The following is a 19980-nucleotide window of genomic DNA, read 5'->3' as shown; positions in this document are numbered from 1 at the left end:
TATTTTAGTATAAGCGAATTTTTTCATCTGCCTTCAAATCACCAAACACTTTATAAGTGGTAAAGTAGTTTCAAATATTCTTGTTAAGCTTACATTTTAGTTTTAAATCTGCTTGAGATCTAAATCCTTCCTCATTACGTTTTTTCACGATTAATTTTGCAATTTCATCCCCTAAACCATTAATCGCATTAAATGGTGGATAGATCTTGTTGTTTTTAACAACAAAGTGTAGTGCGTCTGAGTGTTCAAGACTAACTTGTTCTAACTTTATTCCGCGTTCTAACATCTCTAAATAAAGTTCGTATGTCGGGATAAGGTCTTCATCTTTTTTAGATAATGCTTGTTCAGTTTTAGTTTTTGAATACTTGGATTTGTTAATTAAACTTTTGATATCGTTATAACGTCTGGTAATGGCTTCAATTCCGCCGTTAATACAAGTTTCAATATCATGTTCTTTCGCTTTGAAAGAAAAGATAGCAGCATAAAATGCTTGAGGATAATGTACTTTAAATCAAGCAATTTTTCAAGCCATTAAAACGTAAGCGGTTGCATGAGCTTTGGGGAACATGTATTTAATTTTATTACATGAATCAATATAGTCTTGAGAAACATTAAATTCATTCATAATCTTTTCGTACTCAGGCTTTAGTTTTTTGCCTTTTCTTACATCTTCCATAATGTTAAATGCAATTTGTTTCTCAATCCCTATTGAGCTTAAATAGGTCATGATATCATCACGACAAGCAATCACTTCATTTAGTTTGTAGTTCTTATCTACAATCAAATCAGCCGCATTATTACTTCATACGTCAGTCCCATGACTTAATCCTGAAACACGGATTAAGTCTGCAACTGAAGCGGGTTGAGCAATTTTTAAAATATCACGGGTGGTTTTTGTACCAAATTCAGGAATTCCTAATGCTCCTGTAGCTCCTTTAAGAATTGGGTTTTTATTAACGCTTTCAAGACAGTGATCGATATTAAACAACGATAAAACATCTCGATCATTATTAGGAATATCTTCAGGTTTAACATTAGTTGTTTCATAAAGATACTTTAAGATAGTCGGATCTTCTTGGGCTAGAATATCTAGTTTTAATAAAGTATCATGTAGGTATTCAAACTTAAAGTGAGAAGTTTTTCACTTTGATGTTTTATCATCTGCGGGGTAGTTTACAGGGCAGAAATCTTCGATTTCTTTATCTTTAGGGAATACCAAAATTCCACCAGGGTGTTGCCCTGTTGTTCTTTTAATTTCGCTCATTTCAGAAGCATATCACCCTGCTAAACGTTCAGAAGCTTCTTCACCTAGACTTTGTTCAAGATAATCTTTAGCAATTCGAAATGCGGTTTTATCTTGCATCGTTGTGATCGTTCCACATCTAGTTGTGTGTGATTCGCCAAATAATTCACGAACATAATCATGGGCTTTAGATTGATAAAAACTTGAGAAATTTAAATCAATATCTGGCGTTTTTTCACCTTTGAATCCCATAAATGAAGCAAACGGAATATTATGACCTTCACCCTTCATTTCACCATCACATGGTGTAAACTCACATGGCTTATTAACTAAATCGTGTCCGTCATCGATATTATCAACAAATTTAGTTTTCTTACACTTATTACAGTAATAATACGGTTCTAAGGGGTTAACCTCTGAAATTCCTGCTAGTAAAGCAACTACAGACGAACCTACAGAACCTCTTGATCCTACAATATAACCATCATCATTAGATTTCTTAACTAATAAGTGCGCCAATCAATAAACGATTCCATAACCGTTTTTAATAATCGCATCTAGTTCGTATTCTATTCTTGATTTAATAATTGGGTCGATCTCATCACCAAATAATTCATTAGCTCTATTTCATACTAATTCAACGAGTTTATCATCTGAACCTTCAATTTTTGGCGGATGTAATTTTTTGGGAAAAGGCAATAGCCCTTCATCATCAAACAGCTTAGCAATTTCTTCACCATTACGATAGGTTAGTTTTGCTAAAATTTCCGAATCTTTTATAAAACCAAAATCGCTATAGACTTCATTATTTTTACGTATGTGTAAATCTGGAACGCATTGGTTTGTTGAAAGGTCACGATCATAAAAGTGATGTAGCTTTTTACCGGTTATTTCAGCAGTAATTAAACATTCGTAAAAACGCTTTTGTTCTTTTTTTAAGTAATGTGCAGCTGAACTAAAAGTATATAAAACACCTTCTTGTTCACAGATCGAAATAATTCGATTAACAATGTCGTGAACGTGACTTATTTCGATGTTTTTCTTATAAATATCTTGTTTAAATAATGAAGGTAGTGGAACTAAAACAAAATTGTGTTTTTTAATGATTTTTCTTAAATTATCATTTGTATCATACTTAGCAGCATGTACAATTTGCCCATTAAGCGGGTGAGAAGATACTAAAATATCATCTTTATACTTTTCAAGATCGCTTCAAAACAACTTTGGTGATCCATAAAACTGTTCAGTTGAAGATAAACTTACAAGCTTATACAGCGCTTTTAAACCTTTAGAATTTCTTGCATAAACAAGCGCTTTTCTTAATCGAATACGGTTGAATAAATTTTCGTTAAATAGTGTTAAATTTTCGTTTGCTTCTTCATCATTTTTATCTAAATTTGCCGCATTTTTTCTTTGTTTTTCGCTTAAATCATTTAACAACTTTTCTTGATCATTTAGATCTAATAATGATCTTCATTTTTTAGCGTAAACTTGCGATAACATTTTCATCAAACATTTAGCTAAAAGTTCAGCATCATAAGTAGCACGGTGAGCTAAATTATCATCATAATCATACCCAAGTTTATCTGATACTTTTTTCAAAGTATAGCTTTTCATTAAATAAAGTTGGTAAGCCAATCTTAAAGTATCCAACATCGGATTATTAAGTTTTTTTAGTTTGTATTTATCTAATTTGGTATTAATTCAGATGAAGTCGAAATCAATCCCGTTATGCGCAACTAAGACATCATCATCTTTAATAAAGTTAGCGAATTCTGTTAATACAGTTTTTTCATCTTGAGCGTCTTTTAGGTCGCTGTCCTTAATTCCGGTTAACTTTTTAGTAAATTCTGATAATGGTTTTTCATTTTTGATAAACTTTTCAAACTTATCAATTTGAACAAATTCTAATTGGTTATTGGTTTGGTTAAGTTCTGCTTTTATGCGAATTGCTCCAATTTCAATAATTTGTTCATAATAAGCATTAAGACCGGTTGTTTCAATATCGAACACAACAAAAGATAATTGATCCAATCGCAAATCTTTATTGTTTTTAACAATAAAATCACGATCATCAAAAAGATCTACTTCTAAACCATAATGAACTTTTGATTCACTATCAGTTTTGGCTTTCCATGAAGATAGATCAGCAAACGCTTGAACCACACCAGTATCAGTGATTGCAATATTTTTAATCTTGTTTTGTTCACAAAATGCTTTTAAATCATCGACAACATTAAGTCCATCGTGAATACTCATCTTGGTGTGAAAAAAGAATTCGTGGCGATTTAAAAAATCTTCTGGGCTTGGTTTTAGTCATTCTGGTTGATCAGCACGATCCATTCTTAAGATCTCAATATATTTTCGATCTTCTTTACCAGAGGTAATTCTTAATTGAATCTTAATTCAATTACCAATCTTGAAACCTTCTAAGTATTCACTAGTTAAATGTTTAGCTCTTGAGATCCAACTAATAATCGTAACAGCGTTGTCTTTATCTGCTAAACCTATTTTTAAGATTTTGTTTGTTCCATTTTTCTTGTAATCAAAATGATAAATCTTAGCTCATAAAGTTGTTAAAGAAGTAGTTTTATTAGGATCAAAATCTTTGATTTCTGTTATCTGAGATGATGATAAAATCTTATTTTCTTCTTTACATTCTTCTAAACCTAAACCTTCTTCTTTAGCAACTTTATTAGCTTTTGGTTTTGTTCTTTTTGCTTCTTGCTTGATACTAGTAACACTAACTAAATTTAAGTCTAATTTGCTAGTTAAATTAATATGATAAAAACCAAGACTTTCTAACCGGTTTGCTAACCAACTTAGCTCTTGATCAAATTGATCTTTATTATCTTGGTTACTAAAAACCATCTGATAAAACTTGTCGTTTACTAGTTCAATAGCTTCAGCATAAAAAACAGAGTTTTTATCTTTTTTATAAATCTCTTGAATTGAGTTGCTAATCAACTCGTTTTTTCATAACGAATCTTCAACTACAAAATTAAACTTAAAATAAGGTTCTTTACTTTTGTTTTTAAACTGCTTAACAAAATTAAGGTAAGTTTCATGCAACTTAATAGATAAAGGTTGGTTAAGAATAAAACTGATTTCTAACGTTTTTTTATTCTTACCAAACTTTTTTATCGTGCTTACAACGCTTTTTCTTAAAAACGTTAGTAAAGAAGGGGGAATAGCTAATTTGTCATTAAGATTGTCTAAAAAACTTTTTATTTCTTTTTTATTCATTCTATTCCCCTTTTTTAAATTTTATCTAACCGATAATTATTGTATTAATTACACTGCCAAGTGAAACTCACAATACTAAAACAACACCAATAATTGTCGTCCATGTTCATAACTTTTCGTTAATCTGTTTTTTAGTTATACGTTCATATGTATATTGAACGATCTTAGAACCATCTAATGGCGCTATCGGAATAAAGTTAAAGATTGCCGTAGCTCCATTGATTGAAATTAACGTAATTAGTAGTTGCTGAATTGAAGCAACTCTTGAGGCGAATTTAACTCCACCACCGCCTCCACCACCGCCCATGCCTTTGGGTCTTCATGCTTCGTATAAAACAAATCCTTTACCTAAATTAACAAATATGTCTTTGAAAAATCTTGATAAATCAATAACCGTATTTGAATAAACCCCAGCATAGATTCCTAAAAAGATCCCAAAGGCAATAAAATTGGCTAAAATCCCACCAATCATGATCAACATCTGTTTCAAATACCCAACTTGTTCTAAAGCGTGCGTATCCTTCGGTTTTGGCATCAGATAAAAGTTATAATTCTTTGCATTAGGTTCATCAATATAAACCTGACGTAGTTTGGTGCTTTCAAGCATCACAAACGCTCCTGCTAAAATTGCTCGGAAACTAACAATCATTTTCTTTTTATGTAAATAAAATGAGAACAGAGTTGGTCCTATCCCGATTGAAAATTCCTTAACATGCACCTTGTAAATCCGTGCAAAAATATAATGACCAAACTCGTGAACGGTTAAGGTCGTTATAATTGAAAATACTAATATGAGGATTAACAGAGTTAGATTGCCGTAATAAGAGATCATTGTTATTTATCTAAATGCGCATATTTAGTTGATATCGCTGTTTTAATTTTAAATATTAAATCATTAATTTGTCAGATATCATCAATTTTTTTATGGGGATAACTTCAATAAAAATCATTAATTAACTCAGTTATCTGTAAAAAATTAATTTCTTGTTTTTTAAACAACTTAATGACATATTCATTAATACAAGTAAGCACAGCCCCTCTTGTACTGTTCGGATTTTTTAATATATCATAAGCAATTTTAAATATTGGATATTGTTCAAAATCTATTTTTTCAAATTGAATTGTTTTTTGATAAATATCAAGTGTTTGAATAACATTTGATTTGTTATCAAATTTACTAAGCGCTGATTGTATTGCTCAACGCATATCATTGGTTGTTGCATGAAAATGAACTGAGTTATCCTGGTAGATCACCCCTGCGTGTATTGTTGAGGTTTTTTCAACAACTGGGATTATATCTTTAATTTTGAATAGATGGTAAGCTTCCACGATTTCATAAACTTTGTTTATGAACGTAGCTGAATTGATTGATATCTCTGCTCCCATTTTTCAATTCGGGTGGTTTAATAGATCATTGTATGTTAATTTTTTTAACTCGTTTTTATCCTTATTAAAATAACCAGCACCAGAAGCTGTAATAATCAACTGTTTAATTTGTTTTTTAGGTTTATCTTTTAACAAATCATAAAGTGCGCTGTGTTCTGAATCGATTGGATAGATTTGCGTTTTGGTGTTTTTTCTAATCGATTCTAATTGCGAACCTGCGATTACCAATGATTCTTTATTAGCTAATAAAAGATCTTTTTTCTTGCTTAAACTAATTAAAGAAGCCTCTATCCCGTGATAACCATTAATCGCATTAATAATTACTTTAGGTTTGGTCTTATCAATTAATTCGATTAGGTCACTACTAATGTTTTTATTGTATTTAGGATCACTATGGCATAAAACATAGTTGGGATTTAATTGATTGATAATGTTTTTGGCTTCTTTGTGGTTTTGATTATAAGAAAAACCTACCAATTGGTAATTTAATTGACAGATGACATCTATTGCCTGCTTGCCAATTGACCCTGTGGCTCCGAGTACTAAAACTTTCATAAAGTTATCTAACTGAACTAATAATTACTTGATAAACAGTAAACGCTATAAAAACAAAACAAAAAGCATCAAAGCGATCTAAGATTCCACCGTGACCTCTTAAGATATTTGAATAGTCTTTAATTTGGTACTGTCTTTTCACGTATGAAAAGTACAGATCTCCTAAGATGGCAATTGTTGCTAATACCAGAATTGAAAACCCACAGAAGAATCATCAGAAAATAATAAAATTATTCGTTGTTTGATAAAAAGTAATGTAATAAATATTAACTAATAAGTTATGCGGATCAATCAGATCAAGTGGTTGCGTGCTTTTATTTGTTATTCCAATAAAAATTGGAATTGCATAAAGAACGGTAATTATTAACATCGAAACAATCGTGGTAATAATCCCATAGATTGCTCCAGCTCAAGTTTTATTTGGGCTGATTTGAGGAACCATTTTAGTTTTACCAAATCGCTTACCAAAAATATAAGCAAACGAATCGGTCATCACGATAATTGCAATTAAATATAAAAAAGTTGTTCAACTTTTGTTTAATAAAACATAGTTTATGCCATAAAAACCTAAGGCAAAGATAAATAATAAACCAGATAGATGTGTGAAGTCTTTTTTATTTAAGCGGTTATTTAACTTTAAATAAATTAGGTTTAATATTAAATTTAAAGCTATCATTGCGCTAATAACAATTAAAAAAATGATGTTAGGTGGTCATTTTTCAGCATTACCAAAAAGATTGATTTCAGGTTTGATAATTCCAAACTGAACAACTACTGTGTTTGCTAAACTACTACCAAAAAAATAGATTAAATTAAAAGAAATAAATCTTCATCTGGTTCATTTTTTAAGATTGAAAAATAAACGAGCAATCTCTTTTAATCCTAAGAAAAAAACGGTTGAAACAATAATCAATACGATCACACTAAACAACGTTCTAACACTTGCATTAACGATCGTGTCTGTTAACACACCTTGATTAAATTTGGGTTTTAGCGGTGATCAATTATTGCTAAAATCTGATAAAAAATTAAAAACAAACAATAAAAGATAAACACCAACTATTACAATAGTTGATACTAATCGATCATTCTTGTTAGTTGGTTGTTTATCTTTTGATTGTATTCCTATTTGCATTATAGGCTTAATAAATCCTTCTCTTTTTTGGCTAGAATACTGTCGATCTGATCAATATATTTTTTTGTAATCTTATCAACTTGTTCTTCAAAATACTTATTTAAGTCTTTATCAGCAATCTTATCTGATTTAATCTTGTTTAAAGTGTCGCGACGAATAAAACGCACTTCTTGCTTAGCTTTTTCACCGATAGCTTTAACTTTTTTAACATTTTCTTTACGGTTTTCTTCAGTTAGTTGAGGTAACTTAATACGAATCTTATCTCCATCAACAACTGGAGTTAGGTTTAAGTTAGCCTTTAATAAAGCTGCTTGGATCGGATTTACAGATGATTTTTCATATGGCTTAATTAAAATTTCTCTAGGTTCAGGAATTGATAAGCTGGCCATTTCAATTAATGGTGTTTGTTCACCATAATATTCTGCGCGAACATCATCTAAGATCTTAAGGTTAGCTCTTCCACTTCTAACCTTAGCTAATTCGCTTTCAAATCAGCTAATAATTGGATCGCTATTTTTTTCAAAAAAATCTGAATAGGTTTTAAATTCCATAATCGTTTAATTAATTGGTTATTTTTGTGTGTTTGTTTTTATCTTCAATTGTTTTAATAATTGATTTATCAGCTTCAATATTAAAAATTAACAGTTTTAAATTATGATCCATTGCTAAACTAAATGCGGTTAGATCCATCACGCGCAACTGATCAGTTAAAGCTTGTTGGTAGGTAATTTTTTCAATAAATTTAGCCTTCTTATTCTTATTAGGATCATCAGTATATACCCCATCAACACCATCTTTACCAATTAATACTAATTGAGCATTAATCTGAATTGCTCTTAATACGGTTGCTGTATCTGTAGTAAAGTGTGAGTTACCTGTTCCTCCTGAAAAGAAAGCAACTTGGCAATCATTAAAAACTTCACTTAAGCTCTTGGGGTTAATTTCGTTGGTTAGACCTTTTACTTCTAAGGCTGATAAAACTTTAGTTTTTAATCCTAACGATTGCAGTTTAGACTCTAAAAGGGTTGAATTAATTACGGTGGCTAACATTCCAATGTAATCAGCTTTATTAATTTCAACACCAAAATCCTTGGCTAACTTACCACGGAAGATATTTCCTCCACCAACAATTAATCCAATGTTGTATTTTTTTGATAAGGTCTTTAGTTGTTCGGCCAAATTATTAATTTTTTGATAAGAATAGCAATCGTTGCTATTCTTTTCTTGTAATGAAGCACCACTAATTTTGATGATAATATTTGGCTTTTGCATCTTGTTTAACCTTATGTACTTTATTTCATTTGAGCTTTAACTTCATCAGCAAAGTTAGTTACTTGTTTTTCAATACCTTCACCAACTTCGAATCTAATAAAGCTTAAGATTTCAACCTTCTTAGCTTGAGCAGCTTGTAATACAGTTTGCTCTTGGTTTACTAAGAATTTTTGGTTAACTAGACAAACTTCTTCAAGAATCTTGTTGATTCTTCCATCAACAATACGATCAATAAAATCTTTAGGTTTGTTTTCAGATAGAGCTTGAGCAGCTGCAATTTCTCTTTCTTTAGCGATGAATTCAGCTGATACATCTTTTTGAGATAAGAATTTCGGGTTAGATGCAGCAATGTGCATTGCAACGTGTTTTAAGAATTCTTTATCATCAGTTTTTGATGTCTTAACAATTACCCCGATGCGGCTGTTTGAGTGTAAGTAAGTTGCTAATGAACTGTTTGCATCTTCTTTAGCAAAAGCCACTCTTCTTAATGAGATCTTTTCACCAATAATTGCTGTTAAATGAATTTGGGTTTCAGCTACTGTTGAACCACTTGCTAATTTAAGTTGTTCGATCTTAGCAACATCATCGATTTGGTTCTTATGAACTAAATCTACTAATTCGTTAGAAAAAGCGATGAATTGATCGTTTTTAGTAACGAAGTCTGTTTGTGAGTTAATTTCTAAAATAGTTGCTTTTTGATCAGCTAATTTTAATTTAATGATTCCTTCAGATGCAACGTTGTCAACTTTTTTAGCTGCTTTTGCAATTCCGTTTTCTCTTAATCATTTAATCGCTTGATCAATGTCGTTATTTGTTGCTTCTAGAGCTTTTTTACAATCCATGAAGCCAGCTTGAGTACTAGCTCTTAATTGTTTAATTAATTCTGTAATTGATGCCATATTTTCAATTATGTATTATACCATTTTATTTACTTTTTATGTAGTTTAGTTCTTTATTATTTTTGCTAAATAACGTGCTGTGTATGAACTGTTTGTGTAGTTTTCTACCAACTCTTTAGGCGTGCCAGCACAGATTAAATAACCACCATCATCTCCACCATTTGGACCTAAGTCAATAATGTGGTCGGCAACCTTGATCAATTCAAGGTTATGTTCGATTACGATAACTGAATCTCCATTATCAACTAATCGATTAAGCACAGATAATAATTTCTTGATATCGTGAGCATGTAATCCGGTTGTTGGTTCATCTAGTACGTAGATTGTGTTACCAGTTGCTTTTCTTTGAAGATATTTTGCTAACTTAATTCTTTGCGCTTCACCACCTGATAGTTCAGTAGCATTAGTTGATAATTTCATATAACCAAGACCAACATCACACATCAGTTGCAACTTACGATTGATTGCGGGAATCACTTTAAAAAATTCAAGTGCTTCTTCACAAGACATCTCTAATACATCATAAATTGACTTGTTTTTATATTTAATCTCAAGAGTTGCTTCATTGTACTTCTTACCATTACAACTTGAACACTTCACATATACGTCTGGTAAAAAGTGCATTTCAATACATTTCACTCCATCACCTTGACAATCATCACAACGACCACCAGAAACGTTAAACGAGAAACGTGACTTGGTATATCCACGCGCTTTTGCTTCAAAAACGTTAGCAAAAACTTCGCGAATATCATCAAATACACTTACATAAGTTGCCGGGTTTGATCTTGGAGTTCGACCGATGGGATCTTGAGAAACCTTGATCACTTTATCGATATTATTAATTCCGATTAGTGATTTGTATTTACCAACTTCGACGTGCTTATTGAATAAAGCTTTCTCAATTCCATTAACCAATGTTTGGTTAATTAATGTGGATTTTCCACTACCAGAAACACCAGTAACAACGACTAATTTATTAAGCGGAAATTCAACATTAATATTTTTTAAATTGTTTGCGCTTGCACCTTTTAAAATGATCTTTTGACCGTTTCCTGGATGAAGTTTTTTAGGTAATTCGATCTGTTGTTTTTTTGATAAATACTGACCTGTAAGTGATGCGGGGTTTTTCATCACTTCTTCAACTGTACCAGCGGCTACAACCTTACCACCATATGTACCCGCACCAGGTCCAATATCAATTAGATAATCAGCTGACATCATTGTTTCTTCATCGTGTTCAACAACGATTAAACTATTACCAAGATCGCGCATTGATAATAAGGTTTTGATCAACTTATCATTATCTTTTTGGTGTAAACCGATTGAAGGTTCATCTAAAACATATAATACCCCAGATAATCGTGATCCGATTTGGGTGGCTAATCTAATTCTTTGTGATTCCCCACCCGATAGCGTTGATGCATTTCTTGATAAGGTTAAATATTCTAATCCCACATTAACCAAGAAGTTTAAACGATCTAAAATCTCTTTTAAAACGAATTTAGCAATCTTAGTTTTTTCTTCATTAAATTCCAGTCCTAAGATAAAATCTAAAGCTTTATTAACATTTAAATTGGTAAATTCGATAATATCAAGTACACCGATCTTAACACTAAGTGCTGCTGGTGATAGCTTTTTCCCATCACACGTTTTACACTTTTGTTCAGATGTGTATTTTGAATAGTTATCACGTGCAGCCGAACTCTTAGTTTCTAAATGACGTCTTTGGATTAATTTAGCAATCCCTTCAACATAATCAAGGCGTGAGCTAATTCCGTTGCGATTGGCAGATTCAATCACAATCTCAATCGGTTCATCTGAACCTTCTAGTAAATAATTGATCTCTTTCTTAGATAAGTTTTTAATCGGGGTATCTAGATCAATGTTATAGTGTCTGATAATTGAATAAAATCTTTGTCAATCTTGAGATGATGTGCCGATTCGATTTTTAAAATAATCGATACCACCTTCATTAATCGTTAAGTCTTTATTAGGGATAATCTTATCCACATCAGGTTCAAAAGTAAACCCTAAACCTTTACAATAATCACAAGCACCAATTGGGCTATTAAATGAAAATAATCTTGGTTCTAATTCGGGAATAAAAAATCCACATTGATCACATGAGTGGTTTAAAGAAAACTCATAAGTTTGGTCATCATTAGCAATGATCTGTATCAAACCATTACTTACTGTTAATGCGGTTTCAATCGCATCGGTAATTCTTAATTTGGTTTGGTTATCCTTATTTAAAATCAATCGGTCAATTACGATACTAATATTATGTTTTTGGTTCTTGTCTAGTTCAATCTTATCATCCAAACTATAGATCACCCCATCAACTAACACGCGCATAAACCCTTGTTTGTGAAACTTTTCAAACTCGTTTTTAAATGTTCCTTTTTGTAACTTAATTACGGGAGCTAACACTTGTAGTTTGCTATTCTCATCAAGTTCTAAAACTTGATCGATGATCTGTTTAATCGTTGTGGTTTTAATCTTTCCGTGACCATTAATACAATAAGCATCACCAACACGAGATCACAATAATCTTAAAAAGTCATAAACTTCTGTAACCGTACCCACGGTCGATCTTGGGTTGTGTGATGTCGATTTTTGATCGATCGAAATTGAAGGTGATAAACCTTCAATTGAATCTACATCAGGTTTGTCATTATTCCCTAAGAACTGACGCGCATAAGGTGATAATGATTCTAGATATCTTCTTTGACCTTCGGCATAAATTGTTTTAAACGCCAAAGATGATTTTCCACTACCAGATAAACCGGTGATTACCACTAGTTGGTTTTTGGGAATATCTATACTAATATTTTTTAGGTTGTTTTGTCTAGCACCAACGATGCTTATGTAGTTAGTTGAATCTTTTTTTAATTTTTTCATTAGAATTTCTTAATCCCTAAATCGTTCATTAGTTTATTGTCAGAATCATTAAGAATGATCGCTGTTTGTGATTGGTTTTGGTATTTTAATAACAACCCCTTAAAGACATTATATTCATGTTTATTTTTCAAGTTAAATTGTTCGACAAATAATAACTTGGGTGATTTGGCAAACTTAGATAATAAATATACTGTAATTGCATCTGAGCCTGATAAGAATGAAAGATAACTATAGTTAATCTCTTCGCTAATTCCTACATCTTTATAAGATCGGTATAAATACAATTCGGTTAAAATCTTCCTTAGTTTTTTTGATCGATATTTAATTGGTTTTCAATCCATAAACAAGTTATATAAACATTCCCAACGATTGATAATCGCTAAATAATAATTTAGTTTTGAACTAATCGTGCGAATATCAATCGCGTTCTTAGTTTTTAATAACTTCTTTTTATATAAGATCTTATTAACTAATTTTAAGTTACAATATAACGTTTTAATCGTGTTTTTTAACTTGTTAAACCGATCAAAATGCAATCGTTCTTCATCGATTGCATTATGCAATAAGTAATCGGCTTTGTATTGCTCTTGTCTAGCTTTATTTATTCTGATTAGTTCTTTAATTTCATTAATTTTTTGTTCGACGTCTTTTTTGTAAGATTCTGAATTAAATTTAATGTAAGCATCAGTATTTAAATCATGTTTAACATCGGTTGAATGTTGAACAATATATTCATCATAACGAGAATTGATTGTTGTGTTAATTTTGTTGTTGTTATCTAAATAGTTTTTATATTGTAATTCGAACCTTGCTTTTAAGGTTTGGCTATATTTTTTAATGTCAAAGTTAATTTTAGGGAAATTAGTTAAGCTATCTGTTTCAATCTCAATTTCGTCAATAAAATGTTTAGTTTGGTTTCAAATCAATCTTGTTGCTCAGTGAATATTCATTAAGTTGCTATAAAAACTTACTAATGGATTCATTTGATAAGATCGCATGAAAGCTAAAGTTAGTTTGAAACTAAACGCGTTAATATAAAAGATCGTTGCTTGAATATCGTTGCGTGAAGTTTTAGATAAGTTGAAATAATAATGATACAGTTTTTGATAACTGTTAATCGATAATTTATAAATCTTTTCTAAAACATTTTTATTAAATGATTTTTTTGTATCATTAGCAAAAACTTTAGCTTGATATTTGTTATCAAACAACTTATAAAAATCATACCCGCTTAGCTGTGATCGATACAACTTGATTGATTCTTTAAAATTAAGTTTTAATCGAGAAAGATACAATCTTTTTTCGAATAGTTCATTCAAATATCTTCCGTAATTTAATTTGTTTTTTTCAACTAAATCAACGATTAAATTATTAATTTCTTGATCACTTTTATGTAAGGAAATTTTGGCAATTTTCTTAAATTTATACCTTAAATCTGAATATAAAAAAGTTATTTGTTTTTTTTCTTTTAAATTAATAACTCTTTGAAAATCATTAATGTGTTCTGTTTTTTTATTAATAATCTTTTTAACTTTATTGATAAAGTTATTGATATTATTAATATCAAGATATCTGATTCAACGGATTTTTTTAATTACTTTGGCTAATTCTTTAGCTTTAAATCATTCAACAAGATAATAAATCTTATCCGCGTAATTAAACTCAATAAATGTTCTAGATTTATTAAAAGTAAACTGCTTTTTTAAGCCCTTGATATAACTTTTTAAAATATTATTAAGATCACTTCTTTGTTTCTTGTTCTGACTAACTAATTGCTTAATTTCAGCATTAACTCTTTTGATCTCTGCTAACTGTTCTACAGAATAAGGTCCGTATTTTTTATTGATTTTTAAATTAAAAATACGGTCCTTTAAGTTTTTAATCTGTTCTTGAACAAAATAAATATTTGAGATATGCTCTGAAGTTTTCTTAGCATTAATCAGCTCAACGTTTTTTTCGTTGATTGCTTTAAAATCTTCGTCGTAATTAGTTAATGAATCAACTAATTCATCATAGTTACGTTTTAATAAATTAAAGTGACTTAAGTTAATGTCTTTAGCATTATAAAACTGATCATTATACAGTTTGATACTTTTTTGTAATTCTAAAAACTTGTTGTTTTTTTCAACAAAAGCATCAAACAATCGGTCTGCTAAAACTTTTTTATGAAAACTAAATTTAGATTTTCATCTGCTAACAAACTTCTCTTTAACATCTTTAATCAACAGACCATTATAAAAGTTATTAAATAGTGTTGTAATAATATTTTTATTACTTCTTAAAAACTCTTCATAATCATCTTGGTGAACATTAACAACTAAAAGTTTTGCTTTTTTCTTAGAAAAAGCCGTTTTGTTCGATAAGTATTTTAGACCATCTAAATATACTTGTCCCGAAATTGGTTTATTAGTTTTATTAAGGATTAAAAACAGTTGATATCACGAATTAGCCTTGTCTTCTTGGATCTGGATCTTGTCGTATTCGTGAAAAGAAATTTGATTAATTTCTTCGAGTTTTTTTAAGCCTTCTTTAGTTCATGTGTAATAAAAAAGGTAATGGATTTGAAAAAAAACCGGCTCGTGTTCGAAACTAAAAAATCCATTCATTAAGTCCATCTAGTTACCTATATGTGCTTATCAAGTTCTGTGTTTAATTTATCTTCTGCTAAAAAGTTAACATGTTCAAAAACCTTTTGTTTATTCTTAAAGATCATATAAACTGGTACGATCTTAATTGCTCATTGGTGGTTGGGATCATCTTCAGCTCAGATCTGTTCTTTGTCCACATCAATTTCGTATCAATCATATTGGTTTTTGCGTTGGTTTGCTACCTTATCAATAATTGGTGCATTCATCTTACAAACCCCACAATCAGCCCAACTAAATCGCACAAAAATTGGTTTATTGTTTGTTTGAATTAGCTGTTCTAATTCTTTTAAACTAATGCTTTTCATAATTAATGTAATGTCTTCTTAGATCTTCTAATACGTAATCTTCAACAAAGCAAGATAAACCTCGGTTAACTATCTCTATCGATTTCGGATCAACGATATAGAAATCACCATTCTTATAAAGTTTGTGTAATTGTTTATTATTAACTAATAAAACAGACTCTTCTGGAGTATCAACCTTAAGGTTGATAATCTTACCATAATAAGTCAATAGTTCTTCATCAACTAGACCTTTGGTTATTTGGTTAGCTACCAGAATTAAGTAAACGTTAATCTTATTAGCTACTTTATAAATATACGAAATAATTTTAAATATATTTGAAAAATCATGGTCTAAAAGATCATTTAAATCATTGATACAAATCACTAAATCTTTAATCTTTTTATTTGGATTTTTAGCATTGTATTGATCAATTGAATCCACTTTATTCTCTTCTAAAATCTTGTTGCGATATTTTAGTTCGGTCATGATCTTTTCAAAGAAAGCATTAGCTCCCTCAATAGAATTTACTGGTGGATGAATTAGATGACTTAGCAAATCTAATTTAGACAGTTTTGAATCTGGTAGATCGATAATCGTTAATTGTAAATCACTAGGCAATTTGCTAATTGCTAATGAAATGATCGTTGAAACCGTACAAGCTAGTTTACCTGAACCTAAACCACCAATAAATAATAAACTACGTTCTTTTTTAAGGTCAAAATTAATTGGGTTAAAATCTTCATCAATCCCAATGGCGCAGTTTAGTTGGTTTTTTGTAGTTTCATCTGGTTTAATCATTACATCAACTAATGAAATCTTACTTTCATTAAATGCTTTGGTATAAAAATAAACTACATTACCTTTTTGATTAATGCTAACGATGTTACTTTCAAATATATCAACAAATTGTTTATCCAAATTCTTGATCTTTTTAATTTGCTTGCGATCACTAAATTCATAAGCAAGACAAACTTCAGTAGGTCCGCACTTTTTATCGATTAACTGAACATCTAATTTTTGATCTTTAAATAGTTGCTCAAGTTTTTCAACGATCACTTCTAATAAAGATTGATTTAACTTGCGCTCATTAACTGATTGTTGTCTGATTTCAGGAAGTTTTTGATCGTGATAATTTGCTTTATTTGAATTTGAAAATCCTTCTTGGTTTGTTTGAAGATTTTGGTTTCCATAATACAGATCATCGATCTGTTTTTGTTTTACGAAGTTTTCTTTATTATCTTCAACTTTATTCGTGATTGCTACTGAATTATTATTATTTCTTCATCGTTCATAAAATGGAATGAAGTTTTTATTAATCATTCCTCCAAGCAACATAATTAATTTATTTTTAAACTTAACAAAACCCTTAACGTTGTAATAAATTCCAATGAATAAAATTATGATCGTTAAGATTATTAAAGCTAATTCAACCGCGATAAGTACAGGGAAAAACGCATTAACCGCGATAAACAAACTGTTAATTAATCCACCCGAAATTAATAGTGGTGAAGTATTTTGTCATAATCACTTACCATGAATTCACAACGAACTTCTTCATTTTGCAAAAAAATCATCAACGTAATTAGTTAAAGTGATCTGACTTATATTTTTTAGATAAATTGAATAATGAACTAAACCAAAAATCAATAAGATAAAAATGTCAATCAGCAAAATGAATAATCAAAATATTTTGGATCTATGAATCTTAAAAACGACTGGTTGGGGAAAAACCAAGATAATTAAGACAATAAAACTCGCTAGATAAAAAATGTACTTAGCAGTACCAAAGAACATTAAATCTAGCACTAGACCATCTAAGAATTCTCCAAAGTAGGGAGCTCTTAAAAAACTTAAGATTAAAGTTAGAATTAAAAATAAAACTATTGTTAGTCTGATAACATAACTCTTATCAGATAACACTAGTTTTAGATTAGTTTTTTTATTTTTTAATTCAGCATTCATATTGTTTTTAGTTTTCTAATTCAACAACACTTGTTATTACCGCTGCGTTTTTAAATAAGGTCTTCTCAAAGATCTTACCTATCAATTTACGAATTGTTTTTTTGAACTGACTGTAATCACTAATTGTGATCCGTTTTTTCATATTCTTTTCAATTAGATTTTTGATATCTGAAATAAAAGTAATCTGCACGGTTTTAATTTGGCTCTTACATTTTTCAATAGCTTCGTTTAGCTTTTGAACTTCATCACTAACACCGTGAGTTTCAATGTCAATCGCATCTAAGAATTCCATCTTTTTGGTTGAGAAGTACATTGATAATACTACAACACCATTGCATCCCATTTGAAAACGCTCTGATAAGATCATTGACTTAACATCTTGAACACCTGCAGTATCAATACACTTAGAATTTAGGTGTAGTTCTTCGTGCTTGTTAGTTAGTTTGCCGTTGATAAAACTTAAGATCTCACCATTGTAAAGTAAAATTGGTTTTTGGTGTTCTTTGAAATTACCAGTTTGGTTAACTACTTCAAGGTGTTTAACAAATTCCTTATATAAACCTTGAGTTGGAATTGCGTATTGAGGTTTTAGTAAGTTTACTAAGAATTTGTGATCTTCATTTGAAGCCTTGATTGGTAAGACTTCTGAGTTAAGCCGCTTGTAAATCACATCGCAACGTGCGATTTCATCCAAGATCTTAGCTTCATAGCTTTCAAACCCAGCAATCTTAGGAGTCAATAAGATAAAACGATCTTGAGGCTCTAGTTTTAGACGCTTATCTTCTCCAGTTGCTATTTTTGCTAACTGATTATACAGGTTGTGTGGCGTGTTACTTACAACGATAATTGCATCTTTAACGTTGTTCATTTCACTGATAGGCATTGTTTGCAAATCACGTGAATTGAACATGTTTTTTTTGATAATTGTATTAAATAAGTTAATTGATGCTTGACTGTATACGATGAATGGCTTTTGTTGCTTTCTTGCAATTGTAGCCGCGGTAAACATTGCATAAACATTGTCATCATAACAAGCAATAATGCTACGACCTTTGCAGTCGTTCATAAACTTTTCAATTGCTTGTTTTGAGCGATGATTTGGACTGGTATTACTAATGTTTTTACCAACTTGCCCTGCACCAACAATTAATAGTAAAACCTTTTTATTATTAATTAACATTCTCAGATCCATTAGATCTGAACTAAAGGTTTTATTCTTATCATTGACCAAAATAAAATCGTCAATATGCACGATCATCCCATCTTGAGTTGATAAACAAAAACCATAACTGTAAGGAATTGATGAAAATACCCTAAAAGGAATCACGCTTACGTGTTCGTTAATCTTGAATTCTTTTAATGGGTTTAAAACAACGATATTTACGTATTTTTTATATGGCTCAAAATCACGTTGTTTATCCATAATACTTTCAATAATTGTTTTTCCAACTAATGAAGTATAAACAGTTAAAACTTCAGGTTTCAACGACTTTAATAAGTATAGTAGTGAACCTAAGTTAGATTGTGAAGGGTAACCAATAAATAAGCCTTTCACCTTCTTTTTGTGATTGGCAATATATGAATAATCAGGGATAAGCTGTTCAACACCTAATAAGCTGTTGATTGGTACTAAGCTCCCTGCATTAAATAAGTAAATATCATCATTGACTTCAAGTACTGAACAGTTCTTTCCCTGTTCATCTTGACCGCCTAGAGTGAAAAAATTAATCTTAGCCATATTTGTTAATAATTAATATGAATATATCAATAAAAACAAAAAAGGCACACAAATTTGTGTGCTTTATTTCTTTTTAGCAAATTAAGAATGTCTTAATTCTAGTTCTGAAATCAAGTTTCTATAAGCATTCAAATCGTTTTCTTTTAAATAATTTAATAAGTTCTTACGCTTTGATACTTTAGTGTAAAGACCGCGCTTTGAAATGAAGTCTTTTTTGTTTTTAAGTAGGTGTTCAGTTAATAACTTAATTTCTTCTGTTAAAACAGCTACTTGAACAAAAACACTGCCAACATCTGCGTCATTTTTTTGGAATTTCTTGATGATTTCAGTCTTTTTATCTTTTGATAATGCCATTTATTACTCCGAAAAAATTAGTATGATATTGAGAACATCATTAAAATTATACCACAAGAATTACTTTTGCAAGTTATTCTATCTGCTAAAAAATAGCTCATAAAAGTAAAAATAGGGAACACACCCCTATTTTTATTAATAAAAAGTATCTTTTTAATGATCTCAGCTGACCAAAGACCCCGGATTAATTGATCAATTAAGATAATCTACTATAACCTTAAATAACTAGGTTTATTAATCTAATCGGCTTTTATTATTTATTAATGGATTCAACAATTGCTTATTAATTGATTAATAATTATACAAAAACCGTTTTTGGTAAATTTGCTCTTTATTAAGAACTAGATAATAAC

Annotated in this window: 13 protein-coding genes; all 13 read right to left on the bottom strand. The window is 30.2% G+C overall.

Features of this window, described 5'->3' with window-relative positions; translation table 4 throughout:
* Window positions 1-4 precede the first annotated feature (4 nt).
* Entirely contained in the window at window positions 5-4489 is a 4485-nt protein-coding gene (locus tag P690_RS0103795; protein ID WP_027122412.1) for a PolC-type DNA polymerase III, read from the bottom strand.
* Window positions 4490-4514: 25 nt separating this feature from the next.
* Entirely contained in the window at window positions 4515-5321 is an 807-nt protein-coding gene (locus tag P690_RS0103790) for a site-2 protease family protein (RefSeq protein ID WP_036459715.1), read from the bottom strand.
* Window positions 5322-5323: 2 nt separating this feature from the next.
* Window positions 5324-6430, bottom strand: a complete 1107-nt coding sequence (locus P690_RS0103785) for a 1-deoxy-D-xylulose-5-phosphate reductoisomerase (RefSeq protein WP_027122410.1) — start codon at window positions 6428-6430, stop codon at window positions 5324-5326.
* 4 nt (window positions 6431-6434) lie between these two features.
* Window positions 6435-7565 carry a phosphatidate cytidylyltransferase gene (locus P690_RS0103780; RefSeq protein ID WP_027122409.1) on the bottom strand — a complete coding sequence of 377 codons (1131 nt, stop codon included), beginning with the start codon at window positions 7563-7565 and terminating at the stop codon, window positions 6435-6437.
* Entirely contained in the window at window positions 7565-8116 is a 552-nt protein-coding gene (frr, locus tag P690_RS0103775) for a ribosome recycling factor (protein ID WP_027122408.1), read from the bottom strand. The genes P690_RS0103780 and frr overlap by 1 nt, the downstream gene beginning before the upstream one ends.
* 10 nt (window positions 8117-8126) lie before the next feature.
* Window positions 8127-8837, bottom strand: a complete 711-nt coding sequence (gene pyrH, locus P690_RS0103770; RefSeq protein WP_027122407.1) for a UMP kinase — start codon at window positions 8835-8837, stop codon at window positions 8127-8129.
* Between the two features lie 20 nt (window positions 8838-8857).
* Window positions 8858-9745, bottom strand: a complete 888-nt coding sequence (tsf, locus tag P690_RS0103765; RefSeq protein WP_051420977.1) for a translation elongation factor Ts — start codon at window positions 9743-9745, stop codon at window positions 8858-8860.
* A 36-nt stretch (window positions 9746-9781) separates the two neighbouring features.
* On the bottom strand, window positions 9782-12640 hold the full coding sequence (gene uvrA, locus P690_RS0103760; protein ID WP_027122405.1) for an excinuclease ABC subunit UvrA: 2859 nt from the start codon (window positions 12638-12640) through the stop codon (window positions 9782-9784).
* Window positions 12640-15255 (bottom strand): hypothetical protein, encoded by a 2616-nt coding sequence (locus P690_RS0103755; RefSeq protein ID WP_027122404.1) that lies wholly within the window; start codon window positions 15253-15255, stop codon window positions 12640-12642. The genes uvrA and P690_RS0103755 overlap by 1 nt, the downstream gene beginning before the upstream one ends.
* Window positions 15256-15263: 8 nt before the next feature.
* Complete coding sequence (locus P690_RS0103750) at window positions 15264-15593, bottom strand: thioredoxin family protein (RefSeq protein WP_027122403.1); 330 nt, start codon at window positions 15591-15593, stop codon at window positions 15264-15266.
* Window positions 15580-17535: an FtsK/SpoIIIE domain-containing protein gene (locus tag P690_RS0103745; RefSeq protein WP_027122402.1), complete on the bottom strand. Its 1956-nt coding sequence runs from the start codon at window positions 17533-17535 to the stop codon at window positions 15580-15582. Before P690_RS0103745 ends, P690_RS0103750 begins: the two co-directional genes overlap by 14 nt.
* Window positions 17536-17542: 7 nt before the next feature.
* Window positions 17543-19273, bottom strand: coding sequence for a ribonuclease J (locus P690_RS0103740; protein ID WP_027122401.1), 1731 nt, complete (start codon window positions 19271-19273; stop codon window positions 17543-17545).
* A gap of 81 nt (window positions 19274-19354) precedes the next feature.
* Window positions 19355-19627 carry a 30S ribosomal protein S15 gene (gene rpsO / locus P690_RS0103735; protein WP_027122400.1) on the bottom strand — a complete coding sequence of 91 codons (273 nt, stop codon included), beginning with the start codon at window positions 19625-19627 and terminating at the stop codon, window positions 19355-19357.
* Between the last annotated feature and the right edge of the window lie 353 nt (window positions 19628-19980).

The sequence above is a fragment of the Mycoplasma imitans ATCC 51306 genome (genome assembly GCF_000518305.1).
In the GTDB taxonomy this organism is placed as follows: Bacteria; Bacillota_I; Bacilli_A; order Mycoplasmatales; family Mycoplasmoidaceae; genus Mycoplasmoides; species Mycoplasmoides imitans.
Note: the sequence above shows the minus strand (reverse complement) of the source record. Positions and strands in the feature narration are given on the sequence as shown.